This window comes from Roseibium sp. HPY-6 (genome assembly GCF_040530035.1).
Lineage (GTDB): Bacteria > Pseudomonadota > Alphaproteobacteria > Rhizobiales > Stappiaceae > Roseibium.
Genome location: NZ_JBEWCD010000001.1, coordinates 750,309 through 774,073 on the forward strand (window position 1 = coordinate 750,309; position 23,765 = coordinate 774,073).

16 protein-coding genes are annotated in these 23,765 nt (G+C 57.0%); 9 read left to right on the top strand and 7 right to left on the bottom strand.

The annotated features are described in order from the left end of the window. Nucleotides 1-153: 153 nt before the first annotated feature. The 3 genes from ABVF61_RS03610 (at nucleotide 154) to ABVF61_RS03620 (ending at nucleotide 3,807) form a co-directional block, all read left to right on the top strand. On the top strand, nucleotides 154-1,335 hold the full coding sequence (locus tag ABVF61_RS03610) for a helix-turn-helix domain-containing protein (RefSeq protein WP_353992163.1): 1,182 nt from the start codon (nucleotides 154-156) through the stop codon (nucleotides 1,333-1,335). 66 nt (nucleotides 1,336-1,401) lie between these two features. Further along, the gene (locus ABVF61_RS03615) at nucleotides 1,402-2,784 is read left to right on the top strand and encodes a S41 family peptidase (protein WP_353992164.1); all 1,383 of its coding nucleotides are present in this window, start codon (nucleotides 1,402-1,404) and stop codon (nucleotides 2,782-2,784) included. 429 nt (nucleotides 2,785-3,213) lie between these two features. Then, nucleotides 3,214-3,807 (top strand): hypothetical protein, encoded by a 594-nt coding sequence (locus ABVF61_RS03620; protein WP_353992165.1) that lies wholly within the window; start codon nucleotides 3,214-3,216, stop codon nucleotides 3,805-3,807. Nucleotides 3,808-3,883: 76 nt separating this feature from the next. Here the strand turns inward: ABVF61_RS03620 and ABVF61_RS03625 are convergent, their stop codons facing one another. After that, nucleotides 3,884-5,008 carry a DUF4240 domain-containing protein gene (locus tag ABVF61_RS03625; RefSeq protein WP_353992166.1) on the bottom strand — a complete coding sequence of 375 codons (1,125 nt, stop codon included), beginning with the start codon at nucleotides 5,006-5,008 and terminating at the stop codon, nucleotides 3,884-3,886. Nucleotides 5,009-5,380: 372 nt separating this feature from the next. Here ABVF61_RS03625 and ABVF61_RS03630 point away from each other — a divergent pair, with 372 nt between their 5' ends. The 4 genes from ABVF61_RS03630 (at nucleotide 5,381) to ABVF61_RS03645 (ending at nucleotide 10,341) form a co-directional block, all read left to right on the top strand. Further along, nucleotides 5,381-6,895 (top strand): YcjX family GTP-binding protein, encoded by a 1,515-nt coding sequence (locus tag ABVF61_RS03630; RefSeq protein ID WP_353992167.1) that lies wholly within the window; start codon nucleotides 5,381-5,383, stop codon nucleotides 6,893-6,895. Continuing rightward, nucleotides 6,892-7,944, top strand: coding sequence for a YcjF family protein (locus tag ABVF61_RS03635; RefSeq protein ID WP_353992168.1), 1,053 nt, complete (start codon nucleotides 6,892-6,894; stop codon nucleotides 7,942-7,944). The genes ABVF61_RS03630 and ABVF61_RS03635 overlap by 4 nt, the downstream gene beginning before the upstream one ends. Before the next feature lie 85 nt (nucleotides 7,945-8,029). Beyond that, nucleotides 8,030-9,205, top strand: a complete 1,176-nt coding sequence (locus ABVF61_RS03640; protein ID WP_353992169.1) for a vWA domain-containing protein — start codon at nucleotides 8,030-8,032, stop codon at nucleotides 9,203-9,205. Beyond that, entirely contained in the window at nucleotides 9,202-10,341 is a 1,140-nt protein-coding gene (locus tag ABVF61_RS03645; RefSeq protein WP_353992170.1) for a class I SAM-dependent methyltransferase, read from the top strand. The genes ABVF61_RS03640 and ABVF61_RS03645 overlap by 4 nt, the downstream gene beginning before the upstream one ends. Nucleotides 10,342-10,353: 12 nt before the next feature. Here the strand turns inward: ABVF61_RS03645 and ABVF61_RS03650 are convergent, their stop codons facing one another. From ABVF61_RS03650 to ABVF61_RS03660, 3 genes are all read right to left on the bottom strand, one after another. Beyond that, a complete protein-coding gene (locus ABVF61_RS03650) occupies nucleotides 10,354-10,779 on the bottom strand; it encodes a universal stress protein (RefSeq protein ID WP_353992171.1) in 426 nt (141 codons plus the stop codon). A gap of 246 nt (nucleotides 10,780-11,025) precedes the next feature. Then, complete coding sequence (locus tag ABVF61_RS03655; protein ID WP_353992172.1) at nucleotides 11,026-13,185, bottom strand: HAMP domain-containing methyl-accepting chemotaxis protein; 2,160 nt, start codon at nucleotides 13,183-13,185, stop codon at nucleotides 11,026-11,028. Between the two features lie 444 nt (nucleotides 13,186-13,629). After that, nucleotides 13,630-14,421 carry an AraC family transcriptional regulator gene (locus ABVF61_RS03660; protein ID WP_353992173.1) on the bottom strand — a complete coding sequence of 264 codons (792 nt, stop codon included), beginning with the start codon at nucleotides 14,419-14,421 and terminating at the stop codon, nucleotides 13,630-13,632. A gap of 158 nt (nucleotides 14,422-14,579) precedes the next feature. Between ABVF61_RS03660 and ABVF61_RS03665 the strand changes: the two genes are divergently transcribed. Beyond that, the gene (locus tag ABVF61_RS03665) at nucleotides 14,580-15,806 is read left to right on the top strand and encodes an MFS transporter (protein ID WP_353992174.1); all 1,227 of its coding nucleotides are present in this window, start codon (nucleotides 14,580-14,582) and stop codon (nucleotides 15,804-15,806) included. Between the two features lie 57 nt (nucleotides 15,807-15,863). Here ABVF61_RS03665 and ABVF61_RS03670 read toward each other — a convergent pair whose 3' ends face one another. The 3 genes from ABVF61_RS03670 to ABVF61_RS03680 form a co-directional block, all read right to left on the bottom strand. Beyond that, nucleotides 15,864-16,184 (bottom strand): 2Fe-2S iron-sulfur cluster-binding protein, encoded by a 321-nt coding sequence (locus tag ABVF61_RS03670; protein ID WP_353992175.1) that lies wholly within the window; start codon nucleotides 16,182-16,184, stop codon nucleotides 15,864-15,866. Nucleotides 16,185-16,301: 117 nt separating this feature from the next. Further along, the gene (locus ABVF61_RS03675; RefSeq protein WP_353992176.1) at nucleotides 16,302-16,664 is read right to left on the bottom strand and encodes an Hpt domain-containing protein; all 363 of its coding nucleotides are present in this window, start codon (nucleotides 16,662-16,664) and stop codon (nucleotides 16,302-16,304) included. Between the two features lie 252 nt (nucleotides 16,665-16,916). Beyond that, nucleotides 16,917-17,231: a hypothetical protein gene (locus ABVF61_RS03680; protein ID WP_353992177.1), complete on the bottom strand. Its 315-nt coding sequence runs from the start codon at nucleotides 17,229-17,231 to the stop codon at nucleotides 16,917-16,919. A 277-nt stretch (nucleotides 17,232-17,508) separates the two neighbouring features. On the opposite strand from ABVF61_RS03680, the gene ABVF61_RS03685 reads away from it, so the two are divergent. Beyond that, nucleotides 17,509-23,595, top strand: a complete 6,087-nt coding sequence (locus tag ABVF61_RS03685; RefSeq protein ID WP_353992178.1) for an apolipoprotein A-IV repeat region-like domain-containing protein — start codon at nucleotides 17,509-17,511, stop codon at nucleotides 23,593-23,595. The last annotated feature ends 170 nt before the right edge of the window (nucleotides 23,596-23,765 follow it).

Here is a 23,765-nt window from a genome sequence, read left to right on the forward strand (position 1 = left end):
AGCTACACTCTCATTGACCTCGTGCGCTGCTTCACTCCAGACTGCAAGTCATCGCTGACTTTGTGAAATGGCAGGACATGATCTTGCCATTTCCCTTTGGCAATTGACGATGCGGTTCGGTTTTTCAAGCATTTACGGGTCTGAGAGCACTTAATGGAAACTTCACAGCATTTGCTTGTGTTGATTTCGACAATGGCAATGACGGTGCCGCTCTTTGCAGCTCTGTGCTGCCTGGTGCAGGACAGCAACAAAACCCTGTTTCGCGTTCTTGCCGCCTTTTTTGTCGCCGCCGCAATCACCGAACTGCCGACGGCACTGCACTTTATTGGCTTATCCCCCGCCACGATGCCCTTGATGGATGGGCTTTGGTCGCTGGCCATGGCAAGCGTCATGCCCTTGATCTGGCTGTATGTCTGGATACTCACAGCGGAAGATGATGTACTACCGAAGCGCTTTCTTCCGCATCTGCCGGTGCCGGGCGGAGCCTTCCTGACCCTTCTTGCAATCGTGATTTACCAGGTGGTCTCCGAATTCCGTATCTTCGGCCTCACCGAAGACCGATTGACCGGCGCAGCGCAGACAATCAACCTGTCTTACTGGTTCCTGGAATACGTTGCGATCAGGCTCCAGTGGGGCATTTACATCCTGCTGATCTACGTCCGGCTCGTTGCCTATCGGTCGCGACTGAAAGACTTGTTTGCGAGCACCGAGAAAAGAGAGCTGCGCTGGATCGCTGTTGTTACCGGCATCGGCGCCTCGTATTGGATCCTGAGCCTGATTTCGTCGCTTCTTTCATATGCCATGCCGGGTTACGGCGGATTGCCGACACTCGTCCACTACGTTCTTAATCTGATTGTCCAGACAATTGTCGCCGTTTGGGGATTGAGGCAAAGGCCAGGATTGCGGCCTGAGGGAAATGCACAGCCTGTTTCCCGGCAAAGATACGCCAATTCGGCCCTCACAAAGGAAGATGCCGATCGCATCGCCGCGAAGCTGCGCAAAGCGATGGCCAGCGACAAGCTCTATCTCGATCCGAACCTATCGCTCTGGGCACTCGCCCGCCATACAGGCGTTAGCGATAACTATATTTCACAGGTGCTCAACGAAGAGCTTGGCCAGAATTTCTTTGATTTCGTCAACGGTTATCGCATTGAGGCGGCTAAGGCCCGCTTGAGCGAAAGCGACGATACGATACTGACCATCGCACTGGACGCCGGTTTCAATTCCCGGTCATCTTTCTACACTGCATTCAAGAAAGTTACCGGCCAGACCCCGACTGCGTACCGAAAGGCAGAAACGGGCTCAGAACAAATGCCGTCAAATTTGTCCGTTTGAGCTGAAACGGACGACGCGGCAGCCCGACGTGGATTACCCGGCGGTTCTTCAACCGGAGTAAACCAAATGAAACGATCAATTTTTTTCTTCGCGGCAATCCTTTATTCGACGCCCTCATTCTCGGATCTGGCACCAGAATTCGACGGTGTATGGAAAACGGATGGCTACGGGACTTTGGCCGAGATAAAGAACGGACAGGTAAAATTCTACCAGGTCGCTGGCGAAGTCTGTATTGCCGAGACGACAAACGCGGAGGCAATTGCCGCGTTGGTTGACAACAGCGAGCTTGTTTTGGCGCAGGACGGTCAGCTTGCCAAAGTGCAGTTGCCTTTCGCCCAACATGAAATCCGGGCCAATCGGCTCGACAGACTCCCGGATACCTGCCGGGCTCCGGCCGAAAACACTCCGGAAGGCAACTTCGAGGCGTTCGCCGCATACTTTGAACAAAACTATCCCTTCTTTGCAGTTCAGGGCGTCGACTGGCAGACGATGAAAGCGACGGCTCGGGAAAAACTGAGACCTGACACGAGCGAACGCGAGCTGTTCGAGCTTTTCAAAGAAATGATCGCACCGCTCAGAGACGGACATATCAATCTCGCGGCGCGTATTGACAACGAATACCTTCGGTTTGAACCGCATCCGGGTGAAAAGCCAAGGCGGCTGCTTGAGGCAGCAAGCAGCCAGGGCATAAGCGGGCAAGAAGCGCTCGATGCGTTCCTGCAGCCCCTCTGGTTCGACACCATCCAAAACACCATTCTGGCCGGCCAGGGGCAAATTGCAGGCAACCAGCGGATCCAGTATGGCATCCTTGCGGGTGACACCGGGTACCTGGCGCTTGCAACAGTCGGGTTTTATGACCGCCGAGGCGCTTCTCCTGAGGAAGAAATGGCCGCGACGGATGCCATCATGGAAGATGTCATGCAGTTCTTCCAGAAGGCTGGCGTTCGATCCGTCATCATCGACCTCAGCATGAACTACGGTGGCTATAGCAACCTTGACGGATATGCGTTCGTCGCCCGTGCAATCGCGGAGCGCTTCGCCTCGGAACCAGTTGTGGCCTATACGAAATATGCAGCTGATGCCGACAACCCCGTCCGCACGGACGTTACCCTGACGCCCAGCAACGGAACAAGGTTCGAAGGGCCCGTTTTCGTATTGACCAGCAACATAACCGTCAATGCCGGAGAGGTCCTCACGCTGTCCCTGCGTGCCCTCCCCAATGTCACCCATGTGGGTGAACCCACACGGGGCGCCCTTTCAGACTCGCTTGATCGCACGCTGCCAAATGGTTGGCATCTGTCATTGGCAAACGAGGTTCACGTCGACAGCGAAGGCCGTTTCTGGGAAGGCCGCGGCATTACCCCTCACATGCCAATGGACGTCTTCAAGAACGCCTCGCCCAACGAAAACCACGTCGACCTTGTCATGAAACTCGCAGCGCAGAACTGACGGTTTTCACGAGGTTCGCAAGGTTCGCCCGGCGCAATGCAAAGCGCCGGGTGCGTTTGCCATTTACGCGCCCGCTTCCGCTCTTTCTGCTCTGTTTATCGATCCAACCGGCGAGACACCCACAAAGCCAGAAAGCTTTGAGGCGAAATGCGAAACGACGACGGGAAAAGCACAGCGTAAATCTGGTGTGTGCCGCCTTTTCTTTACGGCACCAACTCACTTTATTCAGTCAAAATAAGTGTTTACCTCCAAGATCATCCATCCACTACGTATTACAACATCCAAAACACAGCAATTAGGTGACAACAATCACAGATCGACAGTGAAATCAGAAATAGTGTGATCGAATTGAAACGCGAACATTCAAGGACTGTAAAACTTCGAAAGTGGAATTTTCACCAAATCTGACTTCTGCAAGGAGATTTTCGAATGGTTAAGCAGGCAATATTGGACGCACTGGATGATGATCGTTTGAGAATAATCGATTTCAGCATGGATGGCAGCGGCATAAACCGCTCAAGGTTTTCCAGAATTCGCGACGCAATCGACAACGGCAACATTGACGTGATCGAAGACACCTCACTGCCGGCGGGTGCGGCCGCCTCCTACAACGACGATGCAAACGTGATCGGCCATGAACCCGGTCTGACGGCCAACGATGTGTCTTCGTCCGTTGCGACCCGTGCTGTTATCATGCACGAATGCGCGCACGCGATTGTCGACATGAACCAGCAAAGCTTGCGTGTTCTCGCCGATGAAGCGGCAGGCTATATCGTTCAGATCATGTATCGCCTAATTGCAGGACAAAGCTTTATCCGCACATGGGCGGAACAAAATAAGACCACTCCGGATGGCCGGATCTACTACGAAGCCATTCGCGTCGTGGATGCCAGATCGATGATCGGTCACTGCGTCATTCTTCGCAGCGAAGATCACTGCGAAAAACTTATGAAGGCAGTGCAGGAACATCCCGTTTATGCCGGAACCCGGATGGATGCCTATAGCCGCTGTAACGGGATCTGACGCTGGTAATCCGGTGAACGTCCATTCCGACTTTACAGCGCTTGGCAACAGATCGCCAAACCATGATCGAACCGGCTCACCGCCGGTTCATCGCGGCCGCAACGCGTGGCAAGGCCTCCTCAAATCCCGCTTCTTGCAGGTCATTTCCACCCAGATCGGGCAAACGGAAAGTCTTGCGTTTCATCGGTTTTCCCTGGCGCATCTCGTGCGCAAGCAAGGGTGCATTCCAGATTGAAAGGCCGCTTCCGCCTCCGGACGCGGCCTGTGACACGTCGAACGAGTCCGGATCGGCCAGCGTCGCCTCGAAAATCTCACGGCCCTGCAGAATGATCCAGGCTCTGAAGCCCGCAAATTCGTCATCCGAACAACCATCGTTCAAAAGATACGCCAGCGCCCAGATATCACTCCTGTAAGCGCGTGCGTCCATCTCGTGAAGCAGAGCGTCGAAGGATTTGATGGCCGTTGCCTTGAACCTGGCCAGCCTGTCCGGCAGGGCGTCGATCTGCTCGCCGGGACGGCCCTCTTCCGGCGATCCTATGATCTCCCAGAAAACGTCTTCGTCCATTTTACGCGCATCGGGTTTGCCCTCCGGCCGCCTGCGCTTTTCGCTCTCGACCTCGGCGCGTTCCGCTGACAGTCGCGACAGTTGCGAGGGGCTTGCGCCGGACCGTTCAAAGCAGTCCCGGGCTGCGTCCATCATGGCAAGGGTTTCTCGTTTGTATTCAGGAACGCGACCCGTCCACGCCTCCCACTCGGCCCGTTGCGAGGCTTCGCTTTCCTGCAGATAAGGCGCTTTCTTGAACCCGCGCCTGCGCACATCGATAAGCTGCCAATAGTGTTGTTTCATCAGCGCCAGATAGTGCCGCCAGATCCGGATGGCCCGTTGCCCCTGCCCCGCAGTTGTCAGTCGGTCGATGTCCTGCAGCATTTCCGAGTGCGGCCAGCTGAATGCGACTTCGAAACCGTAACAGTAGTAGCGCTCGATTTCCGCATAGAGCGCCCGCTCGAAATATGCCTCCATTAGACGTCTGTCTGTGGCCTTGATGTATTGATCGAACGCCGAAACACCCTTCTTCTTCTCCAACCGCCCGGCATGAATCAGTTCAACCACATGCTCCATCAGCCGATCGCCATCTTTGGAGATATCGTCGAAACGGGGACGAAACACTTCCGTTTTCGTGATTTCGATCTCGTTGATCATCTTTGTTCCGCTTCCAACAACGCCGTGTTTGCGCAGCGTTCGCACTTTGATGGCAATCTCTTGGAAGAAACTGATCCAAAGAATCTTAAGCCCGGGTTGCAAACCCGGAAGGTACTAGTCACGGCAAACAAGAGATTGCCGAAAAGGTTGGCAAAGCGTGAAGAAGAATAGCGAAATTTGGTACACACCAGCTGCGCGGCAAATGGCCCGTACAACATAAGTGCGGGCCCATGAACGCGGGCAATCACGATGCATACAGCCAATTGCGTGTGTTTCCGCGGGTTTTCCGCCCGCTCGAAAAGTCTTTGAGCTTCCCTGTCCCGTTGACCTCATTCGGTTCTTCCAATTGTACTCTGTGTGAAGCTCGCCTACATGAACGCCCTGGAGGCGCTTTTGAATTCATTGACTTCACTGACCGAGGAAACCCGCCTGACGCTGGCGAATATCGCCGATGCGGCGAGCGGACTAACGGTGCCGAGCCTGAGGCTGGGCGTGACCGGCCTTGCCCGTTCTGGTAAAACCGTCTTCCTGACGGCATTGGTGCACAACCTCGTGCATGGCGGCCGCTTGCCGCTGTTCAGCGCGTCCGCCGGACGGCGCATGACATCCGCTTTCCTGCAGCCGCAACCGGATGACGCAGTCCCCCGTTTTGATTACGAGGCACATGTCAGCGCTTTGGTCAGCCAGAGGATCTGGCCGGACTCAACCCGTCAGGTTTCCGAACTCAGGCTTACAATCGACTACGAAAGCGCATCGTTTTTTTACCGCAAGCTCGGGCCGGGCCGCCTGCATGTCGACCTGATCGACTATCCGGGTGAATGGCTCCTGGATCTCCCCCTGCTCGGAAAGGATTTTACTGCCTTTTCCGCCGAAGCTCTCTCACGGGCACGTGCCGAAAACCGAAGTGAGATTGCCAAACCTTTCCTCAGCGTCTTGCAGAACACCGATCCCCAGGCGGAGGAAAACGAACCCGCAGCTCAGGCACTGTCGACCCAGTTCAAAACCTATCTTGCGGCTTGCCGCGACGACGCGCATGCACTGTCTATGCTGCCGCCTGGCCGTTTTTTGATGCCGGGTGACCTCGACGGCTCGCCGGCTCTGACATTTGCACCTCTCGACATTCCGACCGACGCGCCCCCCGCGCGCAAAGGTACCATGCGCGCGATGATGGAACGCCGCTTTGAGGCGTACAAGACCCATGTCGTGCGCCCGTTTTTTCGCAATCACTTTGCACGTCTGGACCGGCAGATCGTTCTGGTCGACGTTCTCAACGCCCTCAACGCGGGACCGCATGCGATCGCAGACCTGGAAACCGCGTTGAGCGAGGTCCTGAGCGCGTTCCGCCCAGGAAGACGCAGCTGGCTTTCATCTATCCTGACGCGCCGGATCGACCGGATCCTGTTCGCCGCAACCAAGGCGGACCATCTGCACAGCGTGGATCACGACCGTCTGGAGGCGATCTTGAAACGGCTTGTCGCCCGCGCAGAAGAGCGCGCACGCTTCAAGGGCGCCGAGGTCGACGTTCTGGCGATGGCGGCTGTTCGTGCAACCCGTGAGGCAACGGTGAAACACAAGGGTCAAGAACTCCCTGCGATCCTTGGCACACCATTGCCGGGAGAAACGCTTCATGGTGAAAGCTACGACGGCAAGACCGAAATCGCCATGTTTCCCGGTGACTTGCCGAAAGATCCTGAATCACTCTTTCGGGAAGCTGATTCAGTTTCTGAAGTGACCGGACCCAAGATCCGGCTCGGAAAATCAAACTTGCAATTCCTGCGTTTCCGGCCGCCCGAACTCGACACCACGGCTGAAGGGCTGACCCTGTCCCTCCCCCATATCCGTCTCGACAGGGCACTTGAATTCTTGATTGGAGACCGTTTGGCATGACCGGAACCGATCCCCGTGAACATCGAAAACCGGCTGCCTTCCGGCTTGATGACCGCAAGGTTCATATGTCCGAGGACGAGGTCAGGATGCCTGTTGCGGACGAGGCCATCATTACCCGGGCAACGCTCGACGAAGACGAACCGAGACTGCCGCGCGATGCCAGCACGCCGAAGTCCGGCATCCGTTTCGGCAAATGGTTGATGATCGGACTGACCGGCCTTGTCTCGCTGTCGATCGGCCTGGCCGTCGACAGCCTGATACGCGACCTGTTTGCGCGCACCGACTGGCTCGGCTGGCTTGGTGTCGGACTGGCCGCCATCGCCGCGCTTGGGCTTCTGGGGCTTGTGATCAGGGAGATGACCGGTCTCATGCGCCTTGGCAAGATCGATCACCTCAGAGACAAAATACAGGCAGCAGCCGACGAGGACGATGCCCGGCAGGCGGCCACCGGCTTGAAAGAGCTGCTGGAACTTTATCGCGACCGACCCGAAACCGCTCAGGGACGCAAGGCCCTTGCGGGGCACATGCGGGAAGTCATCGACGGCCGCGACCTTGTGAAGCTCGCCGAGCGCGACCTCCTGGCACCGCTTGACAGCGAAGCCCGCAAGATCGTCATGAACAGCGCCAAACGCGTCTCCGTTGTCACCGCAGTCAGTCCGCGCGCGCTTGTCGACCTTCTCATGGTCCTCTTTGAAAACCTCAGGACAGTCCGACGGCTGTCGACGCTCTATGGCGGACGGCCCGGTACGCTTGGATTCCTGAGGCTTTCCAAGCACGTTCTTGCCCATCTCGCCGTCACCGGCGGCATGGCGGCAGGTGACAGCCTTGCCTCTGAAATCCTGGGGCACGGTCTTGCGGCGCGCCTGTCCGCCCGCTTGGGCGAAGGCGTGATCAACGGGCTCCTGACCGCCCGTATCGGCATCGCTGCGATTTCCGTCTGCCGCCCGGCTCCTTTCATCGACACGAGCGGACCGAATGTGAAAGACTTCATGGGTGAATTGATTGCGTCCTCCGAAAGCGCTGAAAAGGGCGCAAGGGAACCGACGTAACAATGACCAGCCGGCAATCGAGCCAAAGAATTGCTGCGATGAATCCCCGCTCGACACGTCCATGCCCGGCCGCTAGTTTCAGCCTATGTTCATAAGCTTCTTCACCGAGTTGAAATCTGCCGGCATTCCCGTTTCGCTTCGGGAATACCTGACCCTGATGGATGCGCTGGAAAAGGATTTGGCGGAGCGGAGCGTCGAGGATTTCTACTATCTGGCGCGCCTCTCCCTCGTGAAGGACGAAAGCAATCTCGACAAGTTCGACCGCGTGTTCGGCCACGTCTTCAAGGGACTGGACCTCATGAGCGAGGTTCCCGCAACCGACATTCCGGAAGAATGGCTGCGAAAACTCGCCGAAAAACATCTGACCGAAGAAGAAAAAGCCGAGATCGAAGCACTTGGCGGTTTCGAAAAGCTCATGGAGACCCTGCGCGAGCGGCTCAAGGAGCAGGAAAAACGGCATCAGGGCGGCAACAAGTGGATCGGAACCGCTGGCACTTCGCCTTTCGGAGCCTACGGCTACAATCCCGAGGGCGTGCGCATCGGCCAGAAGGAAAGCCGGCACCGGCGGGCGGTCAAGGTTTGGGACAAGCGCGATTTCAAGGATCTCGACGACACCCAGTTGCTGGGAACGCGGAACATACAGGTCGCGCTCAAGCGGCTGCGCAACTTCGCCCGCACAGGCGCTGCCGAAGAACTCGATCTTGATGACACGATCCGTTCAACCGCGCACAAAGGCCTTCTCGATATCAGGATGCGCCCGGAGCGGCACAATGCGGTCAAGGTGCTCCTGTTTTTCGATATCGGTGGGTCGATGGACGACCATATCCGCGTTTGCGAGGAACTGTTTTCGGCGGCGAGATCAGAATTCAAGGTGATGGAGCACTTCTACTTCCACAATTGCCTTTATGAATATGTCTGGAAAGAAAACCGCCGACGCCACACGGAGCGCATCGACACGATGGATGTGCTCCATAAGTACCCGTCCGACTACAAGATCATCTTCGTCGGGGATGCGTCCATGAGCCCTTATGAAATTGCCTATGCGGGCGGGTCGGTCGAGCACTGGAACGAAGAGCCGGGAGCAGCCTGGATGCAGCGTGTCACCGGTCTTTACAAAAGTGCGGTCTGGCTCAATCCGGTTCGCGAAGAGCATTGGCACTACACGCATTCCATCAAGATGCTCAACGAGCTTATGGAAGGCCGCATGTTCCCGATGACAGTGGAAGGCCTGAGCGAGGCCATGAAGGAACTTGCAAGATGACAGACGGCAAAACCGTTCCCCCTTCCCAGTACGCCACGGTCATAGATCCGGACAGTCATGCGACCACTTCAGGAATGACCGGTCACGGCTTCTACGACGCCAATTCAACGACCCAATGGAATGCGATCGAAGCGGTGTTGCCAACCCTGGACCACGCCGCAAAGACTGTGCCGCTTGAAGATTCTCAAGTCATCACGCTCGCCGATTATGGCTGTTCGGAGGGTCGAAACTCCGTTGCGGTGATGGAAAGGGCACTGAAAACCCTGCTTCCGCGCACATCCATGCCGATACAGACCGTCCACTCGGATCTGCCGACAAACGACTTTTCGACGCTTTTCCTGAACCTGCGCCCCCACGGTCAATCCGTTTTCGGCAGCAATCGGGTCTTTTCCTCTGCCGTCGGCGGCTCCATGTATGATCAGCTCCGCCCCGACAGCAGTGTACATCTCGCCATGACCTTCAATGCCATCGGCTTCCTGTCCCGGCGACCGGTGGAGACGTTGCCGGGCTATATACAGCCCAACGGCCCGAGCAAGGTCCGCAACAACGGCTACGTCTCGCAGGAAAACGGGCTTGCGTTCAAAAAGCAGGCGAACGAAGACGTTGAGGCCTTTTTAAGGGTCAGGGCAAAGGAGCTTGTACCCGGCGGCAAGCTGCTGGTGCAGGTCTTCGGCGCGACAGAGGACGTTTGTACCAGCGACGGCATTTACGACGTTCTCAACGACGCCGTGCTCAGCTTTGTCGAAACGGGTGAATTTCCGAAAGGGGCCTACGATCACTATTATCAGCCGGTCTACATGCGCCGCCTATCGGAATTGACGGAGCCGGTCTTGGACCCGCAATACGAGACTGCGGGTCTTTTCGAATTGGAAGACACAAAGGATTACGAAATTGCCGTCCCTTTCGTTGACCAATTCAAGGAAAACGGCGACCTGAAGGCCTATGCCAGCGCTTACACCAATTTCTTCAGAGCGTTTACGGAAGCCGTGCTTGCCAATGCCTTGTCGGCAGTCCCCGGCAAGAACGGGCTGATCGACCGGATCTATGCCCGCGCGGAAGAGCTCCTGCGGGCAGATCCCGACCTGTATCCCTTCCGGTACGCTGCCATCGAAATGCTGTTGACTCGAAAGGACTGATCAGCCTGTTTTTCAGCCGCGCAGAACCATAACGGAGCACGGAGCATGCCGCACGACATGGGCGGCGTTCGAACCAATGAAATAGGTGCTCAGGCCAGGTTTGTGCGATGTCATCAGCACAAGGTCACACCCGGATGCTTCGGCTTCTTCGATTATCTCATGGTAGACGCTGCCCATTTTCACGACTGAGTCGACAGCATCATCCGGCAGATCGAGATCCCCTTTGATCTTGTCGAGAATGACCATCGTCTGGTCAAAGGTACGCTTCTGCCAGCCATCCGGCAATTGGGTGGCGACAAAGCTTTGCACTTCAGGGGAGACGGCCGTCAGATGGATCTTGGCGCCATAATCACGCGCCATCTGGGCGGCTTTTGAAAGCGCCTCCTGAGCAAAACCGGGTTCCGCCGGATCGACTGGTACGAGGATTTTCTTGAACATGGCGTTTCTCCAAAACTGTTTGACATAGTCTTGGTCCCTGCAGAGTGGGTACGCCATGAGACAGATCAATCGAAGTTGCTGATCCCCGGGGAGCACGAAGTGCACAGACACTAGACGCGCGAAGAGACGGCGATCGTGCGGCAGATACCGTGTGCAAACGAATGAGGCGCCGGCAAAAAGCCGGCGCCTTGGCCAACGGCGTTTCCGGACGCCGAATATTGAAGCAGTGCTGTTACGTTGTAACCGTCAAGCCGCCTCCACCGCCTGCAGGAAGGTGTCGACTTCTTCGCTGATCTCGGAAGACCTCTCGGCAAGGTTTTCCGACGAGCTAAGAACACTGTCTGCTGAGCTTTTCGTTTCCGTCACTGCAGAACTGACCTGCTCCATGCCACTGCTGACCGCCTTGTTGCCTTCGGCTGCTTGTTGCACGTTCCGGGCAATGTCCTGCGTTGCAGCGGATTGCTCTTCGATTGCCGCAGCGATAGACGTCATGAAGGCATCGATCTCGGAGACGGACGTCGCAATGCCGCCAATGTCGACAACCGCTTCCTCCGTGGAGGCCTGAATGGTCGTGATCTGCTGAGAAATCTGTTCCGTCGCTTTCCCAGTTTGTTCGGCAAGCGACTTGACTTCGGAGGCAACCACCGCAAATCCTTTGCCGGCCTCGCCTGCACGCGCAGCTTCGATCGTCGCGTTGAGCGCAAGAAGATTGGTCTGCTCCGCGATGTCGGAGATCATTCCAATCACCTGGCCAATCTGCTGTGCGGCTTCCGCCAGCGATTTCACCTTAACATTGACGCTGTCCGCGTCCTTGCTTGCGCTGTTCGCCAGGCTCAGCCCACGGGCAACCTGTCCGCTGATCTCCTGCACGGACGCTGTCAGTTCTTCCGTGGTACCGGCAACGGTTTCCACATTGGCCGTGGCTTCACTTGAAGACGCGGAAGCGCCCTGTGTTGTGGTTTCCGTCGTTTCCGCGATCTGGTTGAGCGTCAATGCCGCACTCTTCATGTCACCGCTGTCATGCGTGATCATCGAAAGCAGTGAGCTCATTTTCTCGCGGAACTTCGTGATCAGCTGATCGACCCGCTCCTGACGCTCGCTTTGCACCTGATTGGCTTCTGAAGCCTCTTTCTCAAGCCGTATACGCTCTACGCCGCTCTGCCGGAAAACTTCAACAGTATCGGCGATGCGCCCGACTTCATCAGGACGCCCCTGCGAGGGAACCGAGAGGTCCAGTTCCCCTTGCGCCAGCTTTGACATGACCTCCGTAAGGTCTTTCAGGGGGCGGATTGCCGTGCGCATGACAATTACGGTGAGAATACCGGCCGTTGCCAGCGAGACAACGCCAAGTCCCAGCAGGATCATGGTCGCCGTATTGACCAGAACGGCCGCCTTTTCGTCGGCTCCGTCGGCCAAAGCGTCGGCAACGTCGATGACCTGGTTGATCTGGGCGACGAGCTCGTCGCCGACCTGGTCAACCTCTTCAGCCTTGAGGTCGGCAATCCCTTCGTTGGTCAACATCTTGAAGTGAGTGTCGAACACCCCGTCCGGTGCCGTGGCCATGGCGACCCAGTTGGCGAAGTCTCCTGTCAGGTCCGCGATATCGGCACGATCGGCATCGGTTTCGGAATATTCTGCAAGCGCGGCAAGCCACTGATCCGCTTCGCCTGCGACGGCGGCAAAAGCCGCGCGCTGTTCGTCGATCCTGTCAGGGTTCTCCTCTGCCATCACTTCGCCGACAGAGGCTTCGATGGCGTTGACGAGGGAGCGCAGTTTCAAAGCAGCTTCGACCATCGGATATTCGCGCTCAAACAGATCTCCCAGAATCTGGTTCAAGCCCTCGGCTGTCGCCTCGCCGGACGCCACAAGCGTGTCGCCCTGCTCCTCGGCGGCGGCCATCTCCTGCTCGTTGCTTTCAGAGAGTTTCAGAAGCCGGTCTGCAATTCGGTCGCCGAGCTCGTCCATTTCGGCCTGCTGGGACTCCGCAAGAGCTTCGAATTTCAACTCGTCGCCATGGGACACATACATTGCGTCGGCTGCCGCAAAGAGAGCGAGTTTTTCGTCTATCAGGGAATCGATCGTATTTTGCAGCTCTTCGTCGACGATGATTCCGTCCAGTTCTTCAACCGCAAGTTCAAAGTTGCCAACCGCCTGCTGATATTCTTTATGCAGCTCGGCCACATCCTCCGGCTCTTCGTCCGCAAGGATTTCCAGGATCAGTTTTTGCATTTCCGTTGCGTAGTAAACAACGTCGTCGGCCGTTTCGATCGTAGGCGTCACGACATCCGAGATTTCGTTGATCTGACCTTCGATCTTTTTGACCTGCCATAACCCCACACCACCGGAAACAATTGCCAGGACTGCCATCAAGACAACACCGGACAAAATCTTGTTTTGAATCGTCATGAAAGTTTCTCTCATCAGCACCACACACTGGGACCGATGCTTGTTTGTACTTATTAAAAAAAAACTAAGTACTTAAACTGATCAAACAACCATACAAAAAAGGAAACAACTATAGAATGCATTTGATCCAAAAATAAATATTTACCACCAACTCACTTCAAGTAATTCTGTTCTTACTCAAGGTAATTTCGAAGCGGTACGCGAAAACACGTAGGTCATAATTTTTGAGAATAATATTCAAAAAGTGTTTGATTTTGGACCTCTGATGAAATGGAGGTACCTGTGCAATTTAAGCTTTACCTTACGTACACTTCAATTTTTCGTACGCGTCCTGTTTCAAATAGATCGCCGATAAAGACCTAGGGCTGCACACGGTTAAAAAGGGTGACCGAACGGAAAATCAGGTGGTTTTCTGGGGACCAGATGGATTCATTTTGTTCACAATTACGAATTCGAATCACCTTCGGAGAAATAGCGGCCAGGGGTTACACCAAACGCTTTTTTGAATGTTGCAACAAAGGCGCTTGGGCCTTCATAGCCGAGTTTGTGCGAGACATCGGAAACAGACCGGCCCGAAGCCAAAAGCTCCAGTGCCCTGAAAAGTTTGACTTGCCTGCACCAGGTTCTGAAGCTGAGGCCCGTTTCGGCTTTCATACGTCGTTCGAAAGATCGCACGGAAACAGTGCTGCGGCGCGCGGCTTCATCGAGCGAAGGGATATTGGCGGGACAGCGTATGATCGCTTCGCACAAGGTGCGCAGCCGCGCATCACGCGGCATCGGCAATTGCAGCGGAGCGGCGGGCAGCATCTTGAGCTGGTCCAGGATGACGGCTGCGATCCGCGCCGCGGGCCCCTGCTCCGTCTGAGACCGCGGATAAGACATGAATTCCAGAATAAGCGCACGAAGAAGCGTTGTTACCTGGATCACCTGCGGCGTTTGCGGCAGATCGTGAGTGTGGTCCATTTGCACATACACATATCTGAGGTCGGTGTCGGTCAGATACCGCGTCTGGTGTGCAACACGCGGTGGCAGCCAGACCGCGCGCTCCGGTGGCGCAAAGAAAGTCCCATGCTCGGTATCGATTGCCAGAGAACCTTTGACAACGTGAAAAAGCTGCGCGGCATCATGTGCGTGCCAGTCATTGAGTGCCCCTCGGGGCTGTGATTTCGCATAGCCGATCAGCGGCGCGGCAATTTCGGTCGTCGGAAATTCAGCCAGTTCGGGATGAATGCTCATGAGACTACGCTCTGGTTCGCTTCATTATCTGGGGTCGCGCATCAGATTTTGGCGACTGGGAAACATATCATGACAAAACAGCGCTAACACGCAAGCTCCAATCGCGTTTAGAAGCAAACAGCAGCGCTGCCAAGATATGTTTCAAGAATGGCTACGGAATGACCTACTTCACACAAAACGCTCACCCGGATGAAGTGACAGGCTGGCGGTCGCCGGCGGTTCTTCTCATGATCATGGCCGGCGCCATGCAGTTGTCCTTTGCGGCATGGTGGAACCTGTTGAACAATTTCGCGGTTCAGGAACTCGATTTTACCGGGCGCGAGATCGGTATTCAGCAATCGATCCGCGAAATTCCCGGCTTCCTAAGCTTTCTCGCGGTCTATCTTTTGCTGGTCATGCGCGAACAGACGCTCGCCTATGCATCGCTTCTCTTGTTGGGGATTGGCGTTGCCATTACCGGTTACTTTCCAACCGCGATCGGGTTCTACGTCACCACTTTGATTATGTCGATCGGGTTTCACTACTACGAAACCATGGCCCAGTCGCTATCGCTGCAGTGGCTGCCCAAGGCGACGGCCGCCGCGACGATGGGAAAGATCATTTCGGTCGGTTCTTTCGCCGCCCTGATCGCCTATGGGCTCGTTTACTTTGCCTGGGAGACCTTTCACCTCTCCTTCACAGTGGTCTTTGCGATCGCCGGCGGTTTGACGCTTGTTGTCCTGGCGTTTCTGATGCTGGCATACCCTCACTTCAGAGAGGGCGTGCCGCAGCACAAGAAACTGATCCTGCGAAGAAGATACTGGCTATACTATGCTTTGACGTTCATGGGCGGCGCCCGTCGCCAGATCTTCATGGTGTTCGCCGGATTTCTGATGGTCGAACGCTTTGGATATGACGTTCATGAAATCGCCGGGCTGTTCCTGATCAACGGCGTATTCAGCATGATCCTTGCGCCGAAAATCGGCCAGCTGATCGTTCGCTTCGGCGAGCGTAAGGCACTGATCTTTGAATATATCGGGCTGATCGGTGTTTTCGTGGCCTACGCGTTTGTCTCAAGCCCGTGGGTGGCTGCCGCCCTTTACGTGGTCGACCACGCGTTTTTCGCAATCGCGATCGCCATGAAAACCTATTTCCAGAAAATCGCAGATCCGCGCGACATTGCACCGACCGCCGGCGTTGCCTTCACGATCAACCATATCGCGGCAGTGTTCATTCCGGTTCTGTTTGGATTTGTCTGGCTGATATCACCTGCTGCTGTCTTCCTGGCAGGCGCGGCCATGGCAGCAGTCAGCCTTGTGCTGGCATCGCTGATCCCAAGCGATCCGGAAGACGGGCGCGAGGTCGACTTCTGGTTCCGGAAACGGGTTACTCAGCCCGCGGAGTAAGGTCACAAAAAACCCGCCGGAACCGGCGGGTTTTGGATTTCGGAAAGAAGCGGCTGCTTAAGCCTGACGCTCCGGCACGTGGACAACCAGTCCATCGAGTTCCGGTGTGACCTTGATCTGGCATGACAGGCGCGAGGTTGGTTTCACGTCATACGCGAAATCGAGCATGTCTTCTTCCATCGGCTCTGCCGTTCCGGTCTTGTCCTTCCAGGCATCGTCGACATAAACATGGCACGTTGCGCAGGCACAGGCACCGCCGCACTCCGCTTCAATGCCCTGGACCATGTTCTTAATGGCGTTTTCCATAACCGTCGTGCCTTCAGCGGCATCTACCTCGGTCTGGTTTCCATCGAAGGTTACAAATGTGATTTTCGGCATAAGTCACGTCCAAGCCTAGAATTGCGGGTTTCAGCTGAACCGACATAAAGCTTCCGTCGCAAAGGTCAAGGACTGCGACGTCTTCCAGGGAAATTCTGCCTCGAATGTGACAATCAGTCAGCCGGTCAGAAGATCTCTTATATATGTGTTGGCTTCGTCGACGGCGGCTTCAAGGCCTTCGGTGGCCGCGTCGGAAGTCTGCTTCATGCGTCCTTCCAGGTTTTCGCAGACATCCGCAACCCGCCCGGCTCCTATGGCACGGGCTGATCCTTTGAGCGTGTGAACGAGGTCAAGCCTGACCTTGCTGTCTGTTTCGTTGGAAAGCCGCTCGAGAGTCGAACAGGATTGCGATTTGAAAAGATGCAGAACCTGGACCTCGAGATCCCGGTTTCCGAGGGTGTTCGTTGCCAGTTGCACCAGGTCGATCGGCGCATCCGGACCCACGCGGCCGCTGACGCGGGCCATGGATGAAGGGGCCATGACGGCACTCCATACTACTTACAATTCACCATCCGGCACCTCGCCGCTGGCTTCTACTGTCAAAAACTGTGAGCTGAAGACCCAAACGCCCGGTTAAACCGGCCTCGAAATCGGGCGATTCAGGCGAATGTCCCCAAAAAACTGAATTTTTGGTTAACGGACGCAATTCAGGCGGAACAATCGCGTTTGAGAAAAACGTTGTCTTTCCGCCATTTCCGCTTATCGAAATGTTTGCTGCAATGCGAAACAGCGTTAACTTTTTTTGCGAATTCGCCTTGCGGCAAGCGCATCAAATGCGGCAGGGGTCAGTTTGCAAACCAGCCAATCGGGCTTGATTGGGTTGGAAAACCAAGGCTCTGCCCACCCTGCGTCGATACAGGCGCGAATGGTGCGCGCCGGAATCTCGCGTCCGTTTTCATCGAACAAGGGAAGTTTGCCGCCGGGTTGTTCCAGCCCTTTTTTCAACCATCGCTTTTGTGCAGCCGTCAGGTTTCCAACCTTGAGGGTCGGCTGAACGTCACTGCCTGAATTTGCTTCCGCTACGTTATTTTTCTTTGATTCCGGCATCGAAACCGCCCCCTAAGTGATTCATGCCATTGCTGTTTCTTGTTCGTTAGGAGAGATTGTGCCATTACAGTTGCTGATGCGGCAAGGTTGGGATGAGCACCGTCTGGAAAAACTGGACGGTCGGTCAGCGGCGGCCCTCCCAAACAACGATTTTGCGGTTGAGTTAAGTCCAGCGGTAACCGCGAGGTGACGCATCCAGTGAGTATGGAATACAATAGCTTGCGTTAGCAGGCGAGTTTACCGGCGTGTAATGAGTACGGACGTGAGGCGATCCTAAATGGCAAATCCGACAAAGGCTAAAGATCCGGCGGAAGCAGCACTTTCAGCAGTTGAAGAAGCGCTCAAGCTGGATTTTGGCGGTCCAGACGCAACTTTCAATTTTGATGAAAACACTTCAGCGGCCACCGTCAGCAAGGAAGCGGAAACAGAGCCGGAGACAAAGCCTCAGTCATCGCCCCAGGGTACGAGCTCAAAAGAAGAGCAGCGCTCCTCACGCAGACGTGGTCGCAGCAACCGTCCGCCGGCCGCAAATGACGATCGCCGCAATATCGGGAACCTGATCTACGCACTGCAGCGCCGGCCGTCCTCAGCTCCGTTTTGGGGCGCTCTCGCGTTGAGCATCGTCTGGGCAGCGCTCGGCGGCAGCCTGTTCATGTCTGCCTTCTCCGACAAGGTGGTTTCTTTCAGCGATCCGCAAGCCCTGTTCTCGTCTCCCGAAATGCTTCTCGCCGCAGTCGGCATCCTGGTTCCGATCATCTTCTTCTTCATCATGGCCATGATGATCTGGCGCGCGCAGGAAATGCGTATCGTCGCCCGCGGCATGACCGAAGTGGCCCTGCGCCTTGCCGAACCGGAAGACATGGCGAAGGAATCCATCCTGAGCGTCGGCCAGGCCATTCGGCGCGAGGTTGCCGCCATGGGGGACGGTATTGAACGCGCGATTGCCCGTGCAAGTGAGCTTGAGGTCCTCGTTCATAATGAGGTCTCGTCACTTGAACGGTCCTACAATGATAATGAACTGAAGATCCGCGCCCTGATCGAGGAGTTGGTCAGCCAGCGGGAATCCATCGTGATCAATGCCGAGCGCGTCCGGGAGACGATCGCAGGGGCGCACGAAAACTTTTCTTCCCAGCTTTCAAGCACTTCCGGCGAGCTTGGCGAAACAGTTGATCAGGCTTCCCAGCGTATGATCGATGCCGTCAACAACCGCGTCGCGGAACTGACTTCTACGGTCGATTCACGCATTGAATCTCTCGGGGCAACCCTCAACGCGTCCGGCAACGAGCTGGTCGACAATCTGACAGTGCGCGCGGAAGATTACGTGTCCCGCCTGTCCCTGACCGGGCACGAACTGGTCGACAATCTCTCCGAGACCGGCGCGACCATGTGGGAAACACTCTCCGCCCGTGGCAACCAGGTCAACGAGCGATTTGCCGAAACGGCAAACGCCTTCGTTGAAACCCTCTCTGACCGGGGCACGGAGATCAACGAAACGCTGGCTTCTTCCAGCACGTCCGTTATTGCGACATTGAACAACAAGGCCGAGGAATTCCGCTCTACGCTGGAAAACACTGGTGTCACGGTCGGTGATGTCATTACCAAGCGCGGTGAGGAAATCAACGCCAACCTGTCGCTGACTTCCGGACGACTGATCGACACGATCACGACGCGGACCGAGGAACTTGTCACCACGGTTGATACCAGGGTCACCAATCTGGACGAGTCTCTGGCGGCCACCGGTTCGCGCGTTGTTGAAAGTATCTCTGAACGCGGCCAGGCGGTCACGGACACGATTTCCATTCGCGGCGCTGAAATCGTTGAAACGCTGTCAGGCCGGTCAACGGAAGTTGCCGAAATCCTGCGCGGTACCGGCGAAAGCATCGTTGTCGACCTGTCGCTTCGCGGCGGCGAAATTGCAGCCAAGCTCGACGAAACCGCCGGGTCTCTCACCCAGACCATCTCCGTCAGGGGTGGCGAACTCGCGGAGAAGCTGGACAGTATCTCCGAGCGCATCTACACCGCTATCTCAATCAACGGCACCGAGCTGGACGAGCGACTTACGGCCCGCAGCAACGAGATGGCAACCATGCTCGAGCAGCAGACGGTCGGCTTCCGCGACACGCTGGAAAGCGTTTCCAGCCAGTTTGCGCACGGTCTTGGCCAGCAAACGGATGCCCTCACCTACAAGCTTGCCGAAACGGGCACACAGCTTGCCGAACTGATCGGCAGCCGCGGCGACCGGGTGGCCAACGACATCACTCAGGTCAGCGGCCAGATCGCCGAGACACTCGAAGTCCGCGGTGGCGCACTTCACGAGGGATTGACAACGCGCCTCTCCGAGCTGGAGACATTGGTCTCCGATCGCGGCGGCCAGTTGATCGAAGCCTTCGGTACGAAAACTCTGCTGTTGTCTGAAGCAATGGACTCCCGTTTGTCCACGCTCGACACGACTTTCGCGACACGCATTGACACCATGGACGCTTCCCTGGGCAACCGTATCGCAGAAGCGGATTCGGCAATCGGCGGCCATGCGGCACGGCTTGACGCGGCTATCGGCGGTCATGCTGCAACACTGGATGCTTCCCTCACGAGCCATGCCGCCGCTATCGAGGCTTCGCTGAGCGACAGGCTTGGCGCGGTCGATGCCACGCTCGGCAGCCGCGCTGCTGAACTGGACAATTCGCTTGGAGGCCACGCTGCCAAGATCGAAGCTTCCCTTGGAGATCGCCTTGCGGCAATCGATGCCACGCTCGCTGAGCGCGCGGCTGCAATCGACGCGTCGATCGGTGATCGCGGCACGGCGCTTGACGCATCGCTTGGCCAACGCATCGCTTCGCTCGACACTGCACTTGGCGAGCGCATCTCCGCGATGGACGCATCACTCGACCAGCGCTACGGCGCCATCGATGCGACGCTGAGCGATCGCATCAGTACCATGGACACCTCGCTCGAGCACCGGTTCACCTCCATGGATGCGACGCTTACCGACCGCATCAGCACGCTGGATGCGTCACTGGAACAGCGCTTTGCGTCAATGGACATGTCCCTCGGTGAAAAGATCTCGTTCATGGACACCACGCTGGAAAGCCGTTTCAACTCCATGGACACATCGCTCGGTGCACGGGTCACCACGATGGACGCAACCCTGGAAAACAGGGTGTCCTCGATGGACCGCTCCATGAGCGAACGTATTACGACCATGGATCAGGCGCTTGGCAGTCATATAAACACGCTAGATCTGACCCTTGACCAGCGCACAGCCTCCTTCGAAGCGACGTTGGAAACACGCACCCAGATCCTTGCGGACGCCATCGACAACCGGACCACCGGCATCAGCGACGCACTGGAAGAAAAGACGCGCAATATCACCGATGTTCTGGCAGACCGCTCCGATGCCATCACCCTGCAGTTGGGTCAACGCATTGAGAACGCCGGCAACAACCTCGCCGAAAGGGCGACGGAAATCGGACAGACACTCTCCGATCGCGTTGATGGTGCGGCCGCATCCATGGCCGAAAAGGCGGAACTCCTGTCTGCCTCGATGACAAGCGGTACGGATCGCATCGACGAGACGCTTGATGCGCGTGCCCGTCAGATTTCCGAGACCCTGATTTCCAGAACGAAGGAAATTGCCAAGGCGTTTGTCGAAGGTCAGGACGAAATGACGAGCGCGCTCGACAACCGCTTGTCCGAAGCCGGCAACGTGCTCGGTAAGCAGAGCGAACAACTCACAGATTCGCTGTCGGAGCGCATTGCGGAGATCAACGTGTCGCTCGGCGCCAAGGTGTTTGAGGTTGCTGAAACGCTCGACAGCCGCGCAACACAGCTCGAAACGCTCCTGAATGAGCGCCTTGAGAGCATTTCCGGCACGCTCACGGGCGAAAGCGAGCGCGCACGTGATATTCTGACGACCGTGATTTCGGAAGCCGGAGCAACCCTGTCGACGGAAAGCACCCGTCTTCGCGACGTCGTGCAGGAAGCCGTCGCCGCTGCGGTTCAGTCTCTTTCCGATGAACGCACCAAGACCGTCGATATCGTGGACACCGCCCTTAACCAGGCAACCGAGAAGCTGGCTGGTGAAGGCGATCGGATGCGGCAGATTGTTCTAGGTTCTGTCGGCGAAGCCCGCGGCGTCCTTGTCGGCGAAAGCCAGAAGGCAGCCGACACGGTCAGCAACGCCATGCACCAGGCAACAGGCGCGATGTCCGGCGAAAGCGGCAAGATCCGTGAGCTGGTCTTGTCCGCAGTCAGCGACGCAGCACGGGCCATGGCCGCAGAAAGCGAGAAGGCACGCACGCTTTACGCCGGTACGCTTGCAGAGTTCACGGGCTCGCTTACGGGCGAAAGCGAAAAGATCCGTGGCGATCTTTCAGGGCTCATCGCCGAGATCTCCGGCAACCTGTCTGCCGAAAGCGAGCAGGCGCGCCTGACCCTCACGAGCACGCTGGAAGAAATTCGCGGACAGATGTCGAGCGAAGCCGGCATGGTCCGCGCTCGCGTCAACAGCGCAGTTTCCGAAGCCGCGGAACTTCTGGTTGGCCGGGGCAATGATGTCGCCAACGAACTGCTCGAAAAGGCAACGGCGCTCAATGCGGCCTTCGGTGAGCGCTCCGGCGAACTCGCCCGGATTGTCGGCACGGACGGCAACGACCTCATCAATGCCATTGAAGCGCGCGCCAACGATCTTACGGGCCGCCTCTCCGAGGTGCACGGGGCAATCCTCGATGCCATTACCGTCAAAGGGCGCGACGTCACCGAGACCTTTGCCCACACGGGTCTCGATGCCACGCGGAACCTCGTCGAAGCCGGCGACCGGATTATCGCCAGCATCAGCGAGCGCAGCGATCAGGCCGCAAGCCTGCTCACAGACACCAAGCGTCGTCTTGAGGCCGATGTCACCGACATTCTCAACAAGGTTGAGGAATCCAACGCCAACCTTCAGGGAATTGTTTCGGCGGCTGGGGAAAATCTCAACGAAGTCGAAGGCAATCTCGCCCGCCGGGCCGGCGAGTTCCGGTCCGCGGTCGATCGCGCGGTCCAGGAAACCAACCAGACGACGTCGCTTATCGACGAGCAGGTCTCCAACCTGCGCGATGTCACACAGACCACGCTTGCGGATATTCAGAACCTCACAAATCGCTTCGGCGACCAGTCCGAGGAGCTGACCCGCGCCGCACGCCATCTGGAAGACACAAATGCCTCCGTCGCAGGACGCGTTTCCGACCGCCGCACGGCGATCGAAGAAGTCGCGGACACTCTCCTGGCGAAGACGGAAGCAGTCGACTCGCTGATGCGGTCCTTCACTCAGACCCTGTCGGACACACTGGAATCTGCTGACGACCGCGCACGCGAAGCTGCAAACATGCTTGGCGCGGCGGCAGAAGCAGCATCCAAACAGGTTGCCGAACAGTTCGAATCCATGCGCATGACCGCTGGAATGGAAGGGCAGAAAGCCCGCGACGCTATCCGTTCGGCCCAGGACGACATCATTTCCGAAATGACCCGCACCGTCAGCGACGCGTCGGATCGTTTCAACGATGCGGCCGCCCGGATGCGCGATGTTGCCCGCGAGGTTCATCGCGAACTCGAGGCAACCCGCAGCGAATTGAAACAGGGTGTTCTGAACTTGCCGGACGAAGCGGAGGAGTCCTCCGCTGCGCTGCGCAAAGTGGTCAACGAACAGATCCGCGCTCTGACGGAACTCTCGGAGATTGTTGCCAAACAATCCAATTCGCTCGACATCTCGCGTCCGCAGGCCCAGGCGGCTGCCTCCGCAGCCCCTGCGCCTCAGCCTGCTCCACAAGCGAGCTATGTGCCGTCGGAGCCCGCACCGCAGCAGGCGGCTCCTGCCGCCGACCCGCGCCCGACGCAACAACGCCCGGTGGAAACCCGCCGCCAGCAGCCGGCACAGCCTCAGGGCGGTAATCCTGCAGGCAAGGGCTGGGTCGCCGATCTTCTGCGCAGAGCGTCCCGCGACGATGACGCAAGCGTCGACACGAGCATGGCACGCACGCCGTTACAGACGGTTGAAAGCCTGAATTCGCTGTCCGTCGATATTGCCCGCGCGATCGATCACGAGACCTTCATTGATCTTTGGAACCGGTATCGGGACGGAGAGCGGAATGTATTCACCCGCCGTCTCTACACACTCCAGGGACAGCAGACCTTTGACGAAATCCGTCAGAAATACTCGCGCGATCCGGAGTTCCGCACGGCTGTTGAACGCTACGTGTCGGACTTTGAACAGCTGCTGGCACAGGTGTCCAGAAACGATCGCGACAATATGCTGGGCCAGACATACCTGACATCCGATACCGGCAAGGTTTACACCATGCTCGCTCACGCCAGCGGGCGGCTCGACTAAGCCGATCAGCGATGAAACGAAAAGGCGGCCTTAGGCCGCCTTTTTTGTGCGCCGGGACAAGAGCCCGCCGAGGCCTATAAATGCGCCGAAAAATTTGGCACAGAGCGGTTTGATTGAGCGTAGCAGGACATGAGCTGAGATGGTGCGTTCAGCATCGGTTTTCTGTCTGT